The 15,275-nt window shown below is 50.0% G+C and carries 15 protein-coding genes; 2 read left to right on the top strand and 13 right to left on the bottom strand.

Annotated features, from left to right (window positions below; all coding sequences use genetic code 11):
- Positions 1 to 44: 44 nt before the first annotated feature.
- Complete coding sequence (locus FH749_00405) at positions 45 to 2,519, bottom strand: DEAD/DEAH box helicase (protein MTI93937.1); 2,475 nt, start codon at positions 2,517 to 2,519, stop codon at positions 45 to 47.
- Positions 2,520 to 2,578: 59 nt separating this feature from the next.
- Here FH749_00405 and FH749_00400 point away from each other — a divergent pair, with 59 nt between their 5' ends.
- Entirely contained in the window at positions 2,579 to 3,244 is a 666-nt protein-coding gene (locus tag FH749_00400) for a BON domain-containing protein (protein MTI93936.1), read from the top strand.
- A 29-nt stretch (positions 3,245 to 3,273) separates the two neighbouring features.
- Complete coding sequence (locus FH749_00395; GenBank protein ID MTI93935.1) at positions 3,274 to 3,612, top strand: DUF1622 domain-containing protein; 339 nt, start codon at positions 3,274 to 3,276, stop codon at positions 3,610 to 3,612.
- Positions 3,613 to 3,635: 23 nt separating this feature from the next.
- Here the strand turns inward: FH749_00395 and FH749_00390 are convergent, their stop codons facing one another.
- The 12 genes from FH749_00390 to FH749_00335 all read right to left on the bottom strand — a co-directional run bounded on the left by FH749_00390 (position 3,636) and on the right by FH749_00335 (position 15,213).
- Positions 3,636 to 4,376 carry a J domain-containing protein gene (locus FH749_00390; GenBank protein MTI93934.1) on the bottom strand — a complete coding sequence of 247 codons (741 nt, stop codon included), beginning with the start codon at positions 4,374 to 4,376 and terminating at the stop codon, positions 3,636 to 3,638.
- Positions 4,377 to 4,398: 22 nt separating this feature from the next.
- Positions 4,399 to 4,878 (bottom strand): 23S rRNA (pseudouridine(1915)-N(3))-methyltransferase RlmH, encoded by a 480-nt coding sequence (gene rlmH, locus FH749_00385; GenBank protein MTI93933.1) that lies wholly within the window; start codon positions 4,876 to 4,878, stop codon positions 4,399 to 4,401.
- A gap of 2 nt (positions 4,879 to 4,880) precedes the next feature.
- A complete protein-coding gene (locus FH749_00380; GenBank protein ID MTI93932.1) occupies positions 4,881 to 5,048 on the bottom strand; it encodes a CxxH/CxxC protein in 168 nt (55 codons plus the stop codon).
- Positions 5,049 to 5,060: 12 nt separating this feature from the next.
- A complete protein-coding gene (locus tag FH749_00375; protein ID MTI93931.1) occupies positions 5,061 to 6,200 on the bottom strand; it encodes a PDZ domain-containing protein in 1,140 nt (379 codons plus the stop codon).
- Between the two features lie 50 nt (positions 6,201 to 6,250).
- A complete protein-coding gene (locus tag FH749_00370; protein MTI93930.1) occupies positions 6,251 to 7,042 on the bottom strand; it encodes an MBL fold metallo-hydrolase in 792 nt (263 codons plus the stop codon).
- Positions 7,043 to 7,078: 36 nt separating this feature from the next.
- Positions 7,079 to 8,329: a UDP-N-acetylglucosamine 1-carboxyvinyltransferase gene (locus tag FH749_00365; GenBank protein MTI93929.1), complete on the bottom strand. Its 1,251-nt coding sequence runs from the start codon at positions 8,327 to 8,329 to the stop codon at positions 7,079 to 7,081.
- Between the two features lie 33 nt (positions 8,330 to 8,362).
- The gene (locus FH749_00360; protein ID MTI93928.1) at positions 8,363 to 9,232 is read right to left on the bottom strand and encodes a hypothetical protein; all 870 of its coding nucleotides are present in this window, start codon (positions 9,230 to 9,232) and stop codon (positions 8,363 to 8,365) included.
- Positions 9,232 to 10,530, bottom strand: a complete 1,299-nt coding sequence (locus FH749_00355; protein MTI93927.1) for a hypothetical protein — start codon at positions 10,528 to 10,530, stop codon at positions 9,232 to 9,234. Before FH749_00355 ends, FH749_00360 begins: the two co-directional genes overlap by 1 nt.
- Positions 10,517 to 12,307 (bottom strand): cell wall metabolism sensor histidine kinase WalK, encoded by a 1,791-nt coding sequence (locus tag FH749_00350; protein MTI93926.1) that lies wholly within the window; start codon positions 12,305 to 12,307, stop codon positions 10,517 to 10,519. Before FH749_00350 ends, FH749_00355 begins: the two co-directional genes overlap by 14 nt.
- Positions 12,307 to 13,005, bottom strand: a complete 699-nt coding sequence (locus FH749_00345) for a response regulator transcription factor (protein ID MTI93925.1) — start codon at positions 13,003 to 13,005, stop codon at positions 12,307 to 12,309. The genes FH749_00350 and FH749_00345 overlap by 1 nt, the downstream gene beginning before the upstream one ends.
- A 23-nt stretch (positions 13,006 to 13,028) precedes the next feature.
- Complete coding sequence (locus FH749_00340) at positions 13,029 to 13,781, bottom strand: hypothetical protein (GenBank protein MTI93924.1); 753 nt, start codon at positions 13,779 to 13,781, stop codon at positions 13,029 to 13,031.
- A 70-nt stretch (positions 13,782 to 13,851) separates the two neighbouring features.
- Positions 13,852 to 15,213, bottom strand: coding sequence for a LysM peptidoglycan-binding domain-containing protein (locus FH749_00335; protein ID MTI93923.1), 1,362 nt, complete (start codon positions 15,211 to 15,213; stop codon positions 13,852 to 13,854).
- Positions 15,214 to 15,275 lie beyond the last annotated feature (62 nt).

Raw genomic sequence — 15,275 nt, 5'->3', positions numbered from 1 at the left:
AGTCACATTGGACCATTGTCGGCAATGTGAAGGCGACTGCCCGTTTATTGAGGGTTGCTGTTAGGTTCTAAAAATTCTTTCTGACGGAGCAAAACTTCTGACAAGGGCAAATAAATCTGCGGACAGGGCGGCAGCGACTTTAGAAACTGTCGCCCATATCTTTTACTATGGATGCGGTTATCAAGGAGAAGGACCACGCCCCGATCGCTGTTGCTGCGAATTAAGCGTCCAAAACCTTGCTTAAAACGAAGCACCGCCTGGGGGACCTGGAACTGGTAAAACGGATTTTTCCCCTCCGCCGCCAGCTTTTCAACGCGCGCTTGGGTAACAGGTTCATCAGGTACAGTGAACGGCAGTCTTGTGATTATCAAACTACTAAGACTTTCACCGATAACATCCACGCCTTCCCAAAACGAAGCCGTTGCCAAAAGCGCCGAATGGACATCAGAACGAAACATACTCAAAAGCTGCCCCCGAGGAAGCTCCCCTTGGCACAGCAGGTTAATTTGCGCAGCGCTCATTGCTGGGCCAATTGCTTCGGCAGTCTTCCGCAAAAGCGAGAACGATGTAAACAAAACCAGCGCCCGGCCCTGGGTCGTCAGAAGCGACTGTTCTATTGCCCGGGAAATAAAACTGGCAAACTCTTTTTCATCTGGAGCCGGGACATCGCTAGGCACCCCCAGCAGAACCTGGTTGCGATAATCAAAAGGAGATGCGCACACAAGTTCCTTCACTCCATCCCAGCTCTCCAAACCGAGTCGCTGCCGAATATAGCTAAAATCTCCATCCACGGCTAAAGTGGCGGAAGTCAGGACCGTGGTTCGCAGGCGCCTCCAGACTTCAGCTTCCAGCCCTTTGGCGACGCTTAGAGGCGCGTCGACAAACGCTGCCCTTCGCTCACGCCCGGCCGTGTATGCCTCCAACCAGCGCACCCGCTCCGCATCTGGCTCAAATATCAGCTCAGAGAGGTTGGCGTTTGCTGTCGTCAACCGCTTTATTATTGAGCCCAACTCCACGGCCTGGGACAAAAAGTCTTCCAGCTTGGAAGGCCCCAGGTCCTCCACACCATTTAACAAGCTTGTAAGTTCTTTAATTAAAAGATTTAAATTCTGTAAAGCTAAACGCGCCTGGCCCGCGACCCGCTGCCACTCCTGGCCACCAGTCTCAGTGGCAGTCAGACGTAATTTCCCTTCCCCGCGCTGCCGGGAGTCAACCATCTGAAGCGCAAGCGAAAAAAGGTGAGCAATGCTCTCCCGCACCCGGACAATATTACCTGGCAACTGCTGTAGGCGGGAAAATACCGGTGAATCCTTGTGAACATCGGCTGCGAGCATTTTTCGCTCCAGCAGCGGAAGCAGTCCCCGGATCTTATTGCCTTTACTGGCGTACAAGCGGGAAAGCTGACGGGTGATGCCGGGCCCTGTCACCCGCGCGCCAAACCAGGTTGTAGCAACTGCCTCCACATTGTGGGCTTCGTCAAGAATTATACAATCATAAGCGGGCATGACTCCAATATCCACACCCTGAGCCCGCAAGCTGATGTCGGCAAACAACAAATGGTGGTTTGCAACCAGCAAATCGGCATCCAAAGCCTGCCGGCGCGCCCGATGAAAAAAGCACCTATTAAATTCGGAACATTGGATTCGCAGGCAGGTGTCTCCATCGGAGCAAATCAATTCCCAGAGGTTGGAGCGTGGTGTAAAGTTCAGATCTGACCGGCTGCCGTCCTGTGTGCTATCCGCCCAGGGAACGAGGTTTTGTAAGTCTGCGCTGTCCCGATCATCAACCAAGGCCCCGCCTTCTCTGATCACTTCCAGGAACTTGCGAAGGCATAAATAATTCCCGCGTCCTTTGACCAACACTGCCTTAATTTCGGGAATTGCCTTTTGCAAAAGTGGAATATCTTTTTCGATTAACTGTTCTTGCAAGTTTATCGTATTTGTCGAAACCACAACGCGTTTGTTATTTGCATTTGCCCATAACAGGGCAGGGACCAAGTACGCCAGGCTTTTCCCGGTTCCCGTGGCTGCTTCCACAAGCGCATGCGCTCCTTCATTGAGGGCGTCACCGATTGTTCGCGCCATCGCCAACTGTTGCGGACGGGTCTGAAAACCCGCCAGCCTGGTGGCAATCGAACCTTGATTACCCAAAACGGCGTCTATTTCTGAATGGGTTACCGGCTCAGTTATCTCCGGGAGGTGCGGTTCCACAACTACATAGATTTTGCTTGCCTGATTATCGATAATGGCAAAACCAACCCCGTCCCTTCCGAAACGGGCGGCCACCTCGATATCGGCCTGAGAGGGGGTAAGCTCTCCACTGGGATGATTGTGAATCACAAGCATACCCGGCGCGAGTTTGCCGGCAATGGCTGGAACACTGATTTTATTACCACGGGCAAGCACCTGCACCCGTTCAACTCCATTTGTGCCCAGACGGCCGGCAAGAAAGACTTCATTTCCGTTGGCAGCTGCGATTTCCTGTTGAATTTCTTTTTTTATTTCTGGCAATAGTTCCAAAACCTTCCCCCCTCGTGATTATTATAGCACTTGTCCATCGGGTATACTATCGACAGGAGGTGACATTCTTGGGTCCAAAAAAAGGCAGGCCTACACCTAGAGAAGTTCGCTCGCAAAAAGCACAGATGCCGACCCATCATCCCGGTTCAGAGAAGGGCGTAAAATGGCCAATGGCAGTTAAAGACGGCAGCAGTCCCCACAGGGGTACAGTTTCCGATACTGGTTTAAAGGGCAAAGCCGACGACTTAACCTACAAACTTCAACGCGCTTTAGATTCAGATCCCAACCTCTCCGCATACGGCTTAAAGGTTCAGTCCAGTGGGGAAGCACTTCAAGTTACTGGGATAGTCGATACACTACAGGAAAAATACGCTTTACGAGACTTGATGTCTGATTTGGGAATCAGCGAGTTTCAGGATGCCGTCAGTCTTAGCACTGATGGTTCTGTGGATCAAAATGACATTATTGCGGAAGTTCGCGAGGAACTTGATGCTGATCATGAGCTTGATTCAGCCAATATAAACTTGCGCTCTACAGACGGCCATCTGATTCTTACCGGAACAGTCAGTTCCCCGGAGCATAAGCGCCGTGCAGAAAATGCTGCCCGCCGCGCTAGTGGTGTCACCGGAATACAAAACAATCTTTCAACCAGGAAGCAGGATCTCTCACCCGAAGCGCTTTTTCACAGCCAGGTTAACAACGAAGGTCCCCACCCCCGTCCGTAGGCAATGCATGCAAAAGGCAGGCACAGATTATGGATTTTTTTACCCATGGCGTTATCATTTGGTTAGCCGGACTGCTGGATATTTTGGGAGCATTAGTCATTTCCTCAACAGCTGTGATTGTATTTATCAATTACTGGCGGAGGCTGTCCCGGGCCGAGGAAATTCTCCGGCTAAGTTTGGCACGGGGCCTGGCCTTCGGCCTCGAGTTCAAGCTGGGAGGGGAGATATTACGCACCGTCGCTGTCCGCAGCCTGCACGAAGTCTATGTTTTGGGGGCAATAATCCTAATCCGGGCAGCCATGAGCCTTTTAATCCACTGGGAAATAAGACATTCCTTGTCCTGTATCAGCAAGCGCAGGGATAAATAAAACCGAAACCTTTTAGGTTCCGGTTACTTTTTTGCATTTAAAAAGCGGATTTGGGTCGGGGAAATGCTGATATCGATTAATTCTTCGTCCCAAAACTCGCCCTGGGGTTTCGGAACCAGTACCCGGTGCTTATAGACAAAACGACTGATATGCCTGCCAGGGGGCAGGGTTTGAAACCACAGGCAAAAAACCGCCTGGGTCGCGCTGAACATCTCAAAAGACGCCTCTTTATAGCGAAGCGGATGCAATGTGCCACACATTGGTTTGCTCTCGTAAAACTCACCGGTTTGATCAATCAGCACGGCTCGACCGGCCCGGCAATCAATGGTCTGGGAAAAATCCTGCAAGTTCCGCACCCTTATCTCTAGAGTCGTTGCAAACACAGCAGGGGAATTTCCAGTGTCTATGCCAGGCAGAAGTTGGCGGTGCCGACAGAGGCGCTTAAAAAAAACACATTCCGGTGGACAGGGGAAAATTTTGTTGAACTTAAAGCCCTCCAGGGAGAGTTGTAAAAACTTGCCTCGATAACCAAGATTCGACAGTCCGTTCTCGCTTCCACTTGGCTTTGGGGGCTTTATCGGATTTGTCCTTGGCTGCGGTTTGGCCAGAAGCAATTTGCGGTACGCTTCCTCAATCATCCTGGCTCGTTCCGGTTTTCCGCCAACATCAGGATGGTGTATTTTCATCAGCGCCCTAAAGGCAGCTTTAATCACTTCCGGAGGTGCATCGGGAGCAACTCCCAGTATTTTATGATATTCAGACAAGCGCTCCCCCTCCCTCCGGCAATTATTTGTGATACGTCTCGCCTGCGATTATCTTGCACGAGCGATAGAGTTGTTCCAGCAGAATCAAACGCATAAGTTGATGTGGAAAGGTAAACTCGGAAAAACTTAGAACCAGGTCAGCCCGGCTCAAGACTGCTTTACTCAGGCCCAGGGAGCCACCAATAACAAAAGTAAAATAACCCATTCCCTGAACTGCTCGGTGCTGAAAAAAACTGGCCAATTTTTCCGAGCTAAAAGCCTTGCCCGCCGGGTCCAAAGCAATCACATAACTGCGGGGATTTATTCGGGCAAGAAGCTTCTCGCCCTCAGCCTCGATTACACGCCGGGCTTCGGCAGCGCTCTGACTGGCGGCCCAAGGTAAATCGGGAACTTCAACAATTGACAACCCCGCATGGCGGGACAAGCGCTTTTGGAAATCCGTGCAGCCCTGCTTCAGCCAACCGCCACGCAGTTTGCCCACAGCGACAATTTGAAAACGCATTCTTAAACCACCAGATATTCAGGCGGTTGCGAACAGAGGTCGCAGTGTCTCGGCGTCGTCCAATCTGTAAATGAGACCTTTTCCAACAGGTAAAGATCAGGCGGGCTCTCGTATACTTCAACAAACTCATCGATTGCCTGGTCTAAATGCTGGGAGCAAACCACGTACATTAACCATTCCTCCTAATCGGCCAAGTCCTCCAGCCTAACATCCAGGTTGATGATTTCATCGGCGCGATTGATAGTTACCTCCACCATATCCCCTACGCTGCGCCGGCTTAAAGCTACCCGCAAATCGCGAATTGTATTAACATCTGAACCATCAATGCTTACAATAACGTCTTCCGACCTGATGCCGGCTCGCCAAGCGGGTCCGTTGTCAAAGACCTCGGCCACATAGATACCGGAATCAAGCGGTAAGTTGTAACGATTGGCGATTGAAGGATTTAACTCAATGATATTGACACCCAACATCGGGCGCACAACCCGGCCCCGCTCCAGCAGCTCGCCAACCACATCCTGAACCAGGTTGCTGGGGATAGCGAATCCCAGGCCTTCTGCATCGATTAGTTTGACACTATTAATTCCTATCACTTCACCCCGGGCGTTGACCAATGGGCCTCCACTGTTACCGGGGTTTATTGCCGCGTCGGTTTGCAGCAGTCCAAAGACCCAGTCATAGACTTCGATATTCCGCTCCTTGGCGCTGATTACGCCCAAGGAAACTGTCTGTTGTAGTTCCAGCCCTCCGGGATTGCCGATGGCAATCGCGTATTCGCCAACTACCAATTGATCAGAATCACCGAACACCGCTGCCGGTAATGGCTCTTCCGGCTCAATTTTCAGCACAGCCAAATCAGTCCCGGGATCGGAACCAATAATTTCTGCCTCAAATTCAGCTCCATCAGCAAGCGTAACCAGCACTCCTGCCGCATCCTCAACCACATGATAATTTGTAACGATATATCCTTCGGGATTAAACACAACTCCGCTACCAGTGCCGGCAGGAACCAACGATCCACCGGGGTTAAAAAACTCCCGGCTCCGGGAAAACCTGGTCACTCCAACCACAGCCGGACTAACCTGCCCTACAGCGTCAACAACACTTGTACGCTGGTGCTCATATAGTTCGGCCTGGTCACGCTGAGCGTCCCCAGGCGAAATAAAATACTCCTGGGGCGAAGGAACCAACCGGGGAACAATTGAAGGCAAGAGCATGACCGTAAATATGCATCCCAAAACTGCCCCCGCCACAACAAGTGTCAATTGTCGGCCAAAGCCCAGTCCTTTAGATTGGTTTTTGGGTTCTAGGAATTCATCCATCGGTTGTCCACCCCCTATTGTAGTTGCTCAAAAACATTTTACCAAACAGTTTACTCAACCTGCAACAATTCTCCGGGAGCTTGGCGGGGAAGAATCTGCCCGTGCGGTATATCTGCGGCCTTAATGCCCTGGGCCGCCAGAAAGGCGGTCACTGTTTGCCAGGCCACTTGCGGCGTGTTGTTTTCAGCACTTAGATGTCCCAGGCAAAAACCGTTCAATTTTCCATGCTCTAACAAACGGGCAATAACCCGCGCTGCCTGTAGATTCGACAGATGCCCCAGTGGACCGGAGATGCGCTTTTTAAGGAAAAAGGGGTAGGGCCCCTGGGCCAACATCTCTGGGTCGTGATTTGCTTCCAAAACTACCGCCTGGCAAGACATAAGCATGTTAAGTGTTTGCCCGCTGACCTCTCCGGTATCGGTCAGGAATGCTGCCTTGCTCTGGCCGCTGTCGATAACGTAGCTCACCGGCTCCTCTGCATCATGGCTTGTGGCCACCGGTAGGATATCCAAATCTCCCACCTGGAAGGCCTCCCCTGCCCTAACAATGTTCAGCAAATTGTCGGCAACCGGACCTAAACGCCGGGTTCCAGCCCGCCACGTGCCTGCTGTTATGTACAAAGGAAGCTTATAGCGTCGAGACAATATTCCCGCGCCATGAATATGGTCCTGATGTTCGTGTGTAACTAATATTCCTTTTAGGCGGCTAACACAAAATACCCCCGCCAGCGCCTGCTCGATTTTTTTTCCGCTCAGCCCCGCATCTATCAGGATGTTTGTATTCCGATGACTGATAGCATAGGCGTTTCCGCAGCTTCCACTTGCCAGTGAACAAATTTTCATAGAAGTCCTCCAAAAAAAACGGGTTCCCCCGTTTTTTTATATCGTTTTAATTCGGGCGCCAAGCGCAGTAAGCTTGCCCGCAAAATCCTGGTAACCCCGCTCAAGATAGTTTAATCCAGAAACAATTGTTTCCCCGCGGGCAGAAAGTCCAGCGACAACAAGCGCAGAACTAGCCCGCAAATCATGGGCGCTGACAGCAGCGCCGCGCAATTGGACGACACCCTCAATAACTGCAACTCGCCCTTCCACTTTAATATTCGCTCCCATGCGCTTTAGTTCGTCCACATGCCGAAACCGGTTTTCAAAGATATTCTCTGTTATAACACTGGTTCCGCTGCAGGTTGCTAGAAAAGCTGAAAGCGGTTGTTGTAAATCGGTGGGAAACCCGGGATACGGCAAAGTCTTGACATCCGCGGCCGCTTTGACGCCATTGCCGGTAACCCGAATCCAATCGTCTCCCTCTTGCACCTGGGAGCCAGTTTCCCTGAGCTTTGCGGTTAGCGGCTCCATATGGCGGGGGATTAGCCCCTTGATAACGACATCGCCGCCACTTGCCGCAGCCGCAATCATAAATGTGCCGGCCTCAATCCGATCAGGTATTACATTATGCCTGATTCCCTTACGCTCATTGCTTCCGGCTATTTTAATCGTGCCCGTTCCTGCGCCCTTTACGACAACGCCGATTTGGTTGAGAAAGTTCGCCAGATCAATAATTTCCGGCTCCCGGGCAGCGTTCTCAATAACTGTTACGCCTTCGGCTCCAGCAGCCGCCAACATGATGTTGATCGTTCCGCCAACAGTAATGATATCCATATAAACATGGCTGCCAACCAACGGGTCAGCCGTAAGTTCAATCAGTCCTTGATTTAAGTGATAAGTGCATCCCATGGCCTGAAACCCCTTGAGGTGCTGATCAATCGGGCGGGGTCCAATCTTGCACCCGCCAGGCATGCCGACGACCGCACGCCCAAAACGACCAAGGAGCGCGCCCATTAAGTAATATGACGCTCGGAGTTTGGCCGAAAGATGCTCAGGCACAATCGCGGTTTTAATATCTGTCGTATCTACTCGCAAAATATTTGCATCCACCCAATCAATGTGAGCGCCCATCGCTTCCAAAATCTCACATTGGACTAAGACATCAGTCAGTCTGGGAACATTCTCTAAAATGCATTCGCCTTGAGCCAGGATAGTTGCTGGGATGATTGCCACTACTGCGTTTTTGGCGCCACCGATGGAAACATCGCCATGAAGCGGTGTGTTGCCAATAATCTGAAGTTTATCCACTGCTTATGCCCCCCGGATTCTTTGTAATTTACGTTATTCAACATCCTCCAGGATATTTCCTGCCTGAAATAAATACCTGTCTTCCAAATCCCCGGAATATGCATTTATATATAGCACCTCTGATTCCGTCTCCACCACCCACACCGCGGGCACCCTCCACTCTTCTGCCATCAGGGGCCGGCTAAACCACGACAGATATAAGTCGGTGATTTCAGAACGACCGGGAAGATAATCTGCGGCAACCATTAGCGCGCCGGTCGAGGGAATGACAAGGACATTTTCTCCCACCAACTCACCAATCTGAACCCAATAATATTCCATATTCAGCACACCTTGGCCGTCAACCAAGAACCGAAGATAAGAAACCGGGACATGCTTCCTCTGCCAATACTGGCCAAATTCGACAAGATAAATCCCCGGCTCAGTTTCAAACGTTCTCAGATGTCTGGCGTCATCGGGTAGACCGGGCCCCTTCTCCATAAATGTCCGTGCCGTTTCCAGAGCCGAAGCCGGGGTGGTTTCGGTGGTCTCCCGGGGGGCAACTGCATATTCAACACGTCCATCTCGATAGACCCGTATCTCCCCCTGGGATGAAGTATATAGATCATATCTTGTGCGCCTGGACTGGACAAAGGAACCAAAGATACTATGCACAATATCTCTGGATTCAAAATCTGGCGGAGCAAGAGTTAGCATTTGCCGGTGGGCCAGACGTCGGGGAATTTGCGCCGAAATACTGATATTTTTGCTACGCAGGTCTGCTACTCTGGCGTCAATCTGCTGACGACTTATAAACATATCAGAGTCAAAAAAACTGGGCACAACCCATAGCTGAAAAGCAAAAATCAAATTTAAGATCAAGAAGGTTAGTATCAAAATAAACTTGGTTCTTCCCCAATCCACTAAAACCCGCCTCCTTCTTGAATCGAGAGGATCCGTCCATTGGCCGCATCGGCAAATACCTGTTGCCGATGCAGGCTGACTTTCCATGCTGGACGCAATTCTTCGCCTGCATAGAATAAAACCAGGGACAAGTCTCGGATTGATGATGGATTGCGGTCAAACCAGCTGCTGACTTGGGTATGTCCAGACAATAGCTGCACTAAGGGCTGAACCTCGATTACATTTGGAATCCGATCCGAACTGGCAATTAACAGGTTTCTCCTATAACTGCTAACTGTTTGGCCTGTAAGCACTGTTCTCAGGCTGGGGTCCAATGAATAAACCTGCAGTCCCGTTGCCTGGGACACAAATTCCAAACTAAGCTGACTTTCACTGCTGTGCATACTGCCAACAACCAAGGGAACGGGCCAGCCTCCATGACGAGCAACAAACTCCAGAGCCTTTTGCACAGATTCTCCCCGGGACACAAGATTAATACCCGTATCCTCAGCTATGCTGTATTCCAAGGCGCCGGACTCAAAAACTCTCAAAGCCTGTTCGCCATCGGTGTAAATTACCGCACCATCGTTTTCACGAATTTGTGTTACCCGACCCGGGTCAACAAAAAACGAACTGATAATTAGATCTTCTTCAATCTGTAATTTCCTCCACCCCTGAACAGCCACGGAACCGGGAGAAGCGAGATCGTAAACATAACCATCCACCGGCATGTTATTCGCTACTTCCGAGAGCAGCGTCCACTCTAAATCCCACAATTCTTGATCCGCAGCCATTGCATGAGATAAAACTTGTTGATCAAACCTGGTGTTTAAAAGCCAGCCGCCTGCTTCGTTGCTATTGACAAACAACAAACTGCCTTCAGCGGTTACCTGGATTGTATTGACGCTTTCAAAGGGAAAGTCTGCCTGATCATAGTTGTGCATAAATCCGGCCAATAAGTCAGGGGTTAGCGCATAGTCGAAACGAAATATGATTTGTGAATCGAGATTATTCACGGGCAAATCCACCTGTTCCCAGCGTTCCCAGTTCTCCAAAGTATCAAACTCGAGAGTTTTTAGGCTAGCGACCAAATGATTATAAAGCACGCTTTCATTTCGCAGTAACTTCATACCCTGGTCCTTGTGAATATAGACCCGGCCGGGCAATATAACATCAGCTAACCCGGGAGCGGGGCCAAAGTCAATTACGGGAGAATCTTCAACTTGCCCTGGAGACGCTTGCTGCCCCATCAGATTCAGCGCAAGGACGACGCTTAGCAGGACGAGACCAACCAAAATCAGAGTTTTAATCCTCTCCATTTTGCTTCAACCTCCCATAACCACCTGCGGGCAATCGCTTACGGGCCGCGATTGGCAGGGTTACTAAAGCTTCCGTGCCCCTGCCCTCTTCGCTATTAATGGTGATAGTGCCCCCATGGGCCTCCACTATCTGCTTGGCGATCGACAGTCCCAGACCGGTGCCGGCGCCTTTCCCCTTCCGTGTTCTTGATTTGTCGACCTGGTAAAAACGTTCAAAGATTCTGGTTTGCGCTTCCCTCGGGATACCAATACCTGTATCCCGAACAGCAACTTCCAGATAATTATTTCTGCTCTCAGCGGCAACTTCAATGCTGCCGCCGCCCGGGGTGTATTTAATCGCGTTGTTAATCAGATTGAGAAACAGACGATGCAGCTGGTCCCGGTCCCCGCGGACCAAAGGCAGGTGTTTAGGGATGTCAGTACTGATCTCCAACCCCCGGTTTTCCGCCTGTACCCGGTTTTGATCCACTATTTGATATAAAATTTCATCAACCGGTATAATTAAAAACTCCCGTTCACTACCTGCTTCTGTCCGGGACAACACCAATAAGTCCTCAACCATCCGGACCATTCGGTCTGTCTCACTGTCAATCACCTGCATGAACCGAGCTCGCAGCTCCTGATCTTCGTCAGGATTTTCCAATAACGCCTCCGTATAGGACTTGATTGTTGTTAACGGGGTCCGCAGCTCATGGGAAACATTAGCTACGAACTCCTGACGCATGAGGTCTAGCCGGTGCTGCTCGGTAACATCGCTTAACACCACAATCGTGCCCTGCTTCTTGCCGGACTGTAGAAAAGGGAGACGACGTTGACGCAACACTAACCCCATACCATTATCCAGGGAAATCAGGCCGGATTGCTGGTTTAGGACCGGAAAGTCTTCGATTGTGCCTGTTTTAAGCATTTTCGCTTGGTTAACGCCGAACCAGCTGCACGCGGTGGAATTTATATGCATGACTTTGCCCTGATGGTCGAAGACCAATAAACCGTCGCTGAGATTAGTCAAGATTCCTTCAATCTTATCCTTTTCCTGACTGATCTCATCCCAGCTCAGTTCCAGCTGCCGTGCGAGGGTATTAAAGGTATAGGCCAAGCGACCGATTTCGTCCTCGGCGTCGATATCAATCCGTTGCTTAAAATCCCCTTGTTTAAGCGCTTCAGCCTGATGAGTAATCGCCTGTAAAGGTTTGGTTATGGTTGTAGCCAGGTTCAGCCCCAACAAAGCTGAAACCAGCAGGGTTAAAATTGCTCCAGTCACAAGAATTCTTCGCATTTGGCTCAGCGTGTTGTCTATCAAATCCAATGACACAGAAACATAGAGGGCCCCCAGCGTGCTGCTTCCGCTGACCACGGGCTCGGCATAGAAATAATGCCGTTCATTAGTCCCTGGTTTGTAGCGGACAGAATCAGCCGGACGCCCCAATAAGGCAGTAACCACTTCGTTCTGGACCAGTCTACGCTCAATTGATTCTTCCAGGCCCGGCGAAGCGGCCAGAACAAATCCATTCTTGTCCAGAACGTAAATATCCCCCCCCACCAGGGGGCTAAATTCGTTTATTAACAGGGTCAGGCCGTCCAGTTCGCTGGGGTTCATCAAATAGCGCATAACTAAATTGGAAAGCACCGACACCTGTCCATGCACTTCTTCTTCAAGGTCTGTCATGTAATAGTTTTCTATCGAGGTGAGCATATAAACGCCAAAAAGCTCCAATGCAAACAGGAGTAATAGGATATAAATTACTACCAGTTTCCACTGGATGCTTTTCAAAGCCATCAGCTCCCCTTAAAATAATACCCCAAGCCCCGACGACTTAAAATATACTGCGGATTGCCGGGATTTTCTTCAATCTTAACGCGTAAGCGTCGAATTGTCACATCGACAGTACGGACATCGCCGAAGTAATCATAACCCCAGACCTTCTGAAGCAAGTCTTCTCTCGTGTATATTTTACCTGCATTACTGGCAAGAAAATCAAGAAGTTCGAACTCACGCTGGGTCAAGTCCACTGTTTGATCACCGCGTTTAACTGTAAAAAAATCGCGGTCTATAATCAGCTCATTGTCGGAATCACTGGCTTCAGCCCGTGCCTCTCTAATCGGTTGTGTTCGACGGCGCAGGTGTGCCTTGATACGCGCCAGAAGCTCGCGAGCGCTAAAGGGTTTGGTGACATAATCATCTGCCCCCAGCTCTAAGCCCAGCACCTTATCAATTTCAGCATCTTTAGCAGTAAGCATGATTATTGGGCAGTCCAGCTCCTGCCGGACCTGGCGGCAGACATTAAGACCGTCAATTCCAGGTAGCATGATGTCCAAAAGAATTAAATCGGGACGATAATCCAAAGCAACCTCTACTGCTTCATCGCCGGCATAGGCAACCTTTACTTCGAACCCCTCTTTGCTAAGATTGTATTCCAGTATGTCGGCAATCGGCTTTTCGTCCTCGACAACCAGAATTTTACTCTGTTTGACCATTCTCTCTTTAACCCCCTCTGATTTCAAAACTCGTCTAAATCTGTCAAGCTCAAGCCAGTAGCATCATATAAAGCAGCGGGAAAATTTTTGCCAGCCGCCAACTCCTTTAATATTTTATAATTGGCTTGTCCATCCAGATCAGACAAAAACCTGGCCACTTCAAAGGCCCGCCGATAGGCAGATGCCTGACTATCCAAACCATAAAAGTTCTCGTCCAATTCGCTCACGTTATATTTATAATAAGTGTAATTTTCGTTAACGTCAAACCACAAGTAACCCGTCAGAGACCATTCTGCCAACTGAGCCAGTCCTTCGCTATACCAAACTGGGTAGTTTCCCCTGCTTAGCTCATGCACATAATGGTGAGCCAGTTCATGGACCAACACCGCCTGCTCAGGAAGCCCGTTTTCCTTGACTGTCAATAAAACCACGCCTTCACTATAGGCGCCGGCGGTGTCAAGACTATATTCGCTGCCACCAATCATTGCTTGCAAGCGTTCCGGTTTTGTTAGGACGATAAGGGGTTGGTGAACCTCTGCGCCGAAGTATGCATCTAGCTTGTCCTGCCAATAGTCGACTTTGGATTTAAGCGCCGGTATATGCTCGGCAAACTCAGGATTGACACGCAAAACATTGTCCCCTGACGAAACAACCCTGTAACCTGAAGTACGCGCAACCCAGTATATACGGTTGACCAGGCCGAACCCAACTGTCAAGGAGCCTGTTATGACAACAATAACTAGTACAGCAACTATTACCTGCCATAGTTTTCGCATTTGTCCCCTCCCGGTTTACATAATATCATGATTTTGGCGTTAAAAAAAGTCCTGCACAGATTGTACAGGACTATGGATTAAAAAATTGTAGCGGATCAACCGGTGTCGCTTGATTCCAAGTTGAAGCGGGCCGCCGAGTTTCAAAGTGCAGATGTGGTCCCGTGCTTTGCCCGGTACTGCCTACACGCCCAATCATCTGACCTGAGCTGACACTTTGGCCCACCGACAAAGACGAACGGGCCTGCATATGGGCATAAAGAGTAAAGTATCCGTTGCTATGACGAATGACAACCATGTACCCGTACGAGTTGTTATAAGTGGAAGCAACTACAGTACCGGAGGCAGCAGCATAAATCGGGGTTCCCGCTGGTGCGCCAATATCTACCCCTGAGTGACGGGTAGCGCGCCAAGACTGAAAGGCCCCAAAACGGTCTGTTATCCTGCCGGTATTCAAAGGCCAGCGGAACGCGCCGCGGCCACCTGAAGGCCAGCGGGAAGTGCCGCGCTCGATAATCCGATTTTGTGGTTCTGAAACGACTTTGCTGTCGACAACTGTCCGACCAACCTCGCGACCGTTGACATACTCAACCTCATAAGTTATCTGCTTGGTTCCGTTTACGCCGGGCTGGCCGACCCGTTGAGAATAATACCAAACATTGTCCGAATTTCTGTAGGTCGTTGTGAAAGGTATTGACTCATCTTTAGTCTCCGTCTCCACCACCCGGACTGAAATCAACGGTTCGGCAGTAACGAGGTTCAATTCCTGACCCTCATAAACCACATTAGTTTCTTTTAAATCCGGATTAGCTTCCTTAAGCGACGCTTCACTCACATTTGCTGACCGGGAAATTGCCCAGAGATTGTCGCCCCTTTGCACAGTGTAGGTATCGACTGTTTCTCGCCCCTGAATAAGCAAACTAACGGCCTGATCGGCTTCAATTACCTGATCCGGGTCCACCACCTGCTCGATAAAACGAATGTCTTCCTGTACAGAGACGGTTTGCACATTGTCGCCGTTACCGACAAATTGGGCCTTTGCTGTTTCCAAGGCTAATTGCGCCGTATCCTCCGTATCAACAAAAAAACGCACTTCACCATCAATGAGGACAGCGCAGCTGGTAGCTTTGAAAGTTGTTAAGTTTTTTAGGCGGGCCTCCACCTGTTCCGCATCGGGTTCCGGCTGCAGTTGAAACTCCCTGCGGGCGCTGACTTCTTCAGCAAATCCCAGGTTCAGGCCTGTTTTTTCCTCTTCTACCTCCAAAAGCTCCGCCAATACGCCCGTATATTCGTCGGGATTGGAAACAGCGCCGATATCCTGGCCATTGACGCTGACAGCATAGACAAAACCCGGCTGATAGTAAAAATAACCTGCCAAAACAAAAAAAGCAAACAAACTCAAGATTGTAAGTATTGCTGCAACTGATTTCTTCAACGCCAGCTCCTCTCCCCTGCTAAATTTGATTCTATAAGCCCTTCGCTTTACATAGAGAAAAT

It is taken from the genome of Bacillota bacterium (genome assembly GCA_009711825.1).
GTDB lineage: Bacteria > Bacillota > Proteinivoracia > UBA4975 > VEMY01 > VEMY01.
The sequence above is the reverse complement of the archived record's forward strand: the minus strand, read 5'-3'. Positions and strand labels throughout refer to the sequence as shown.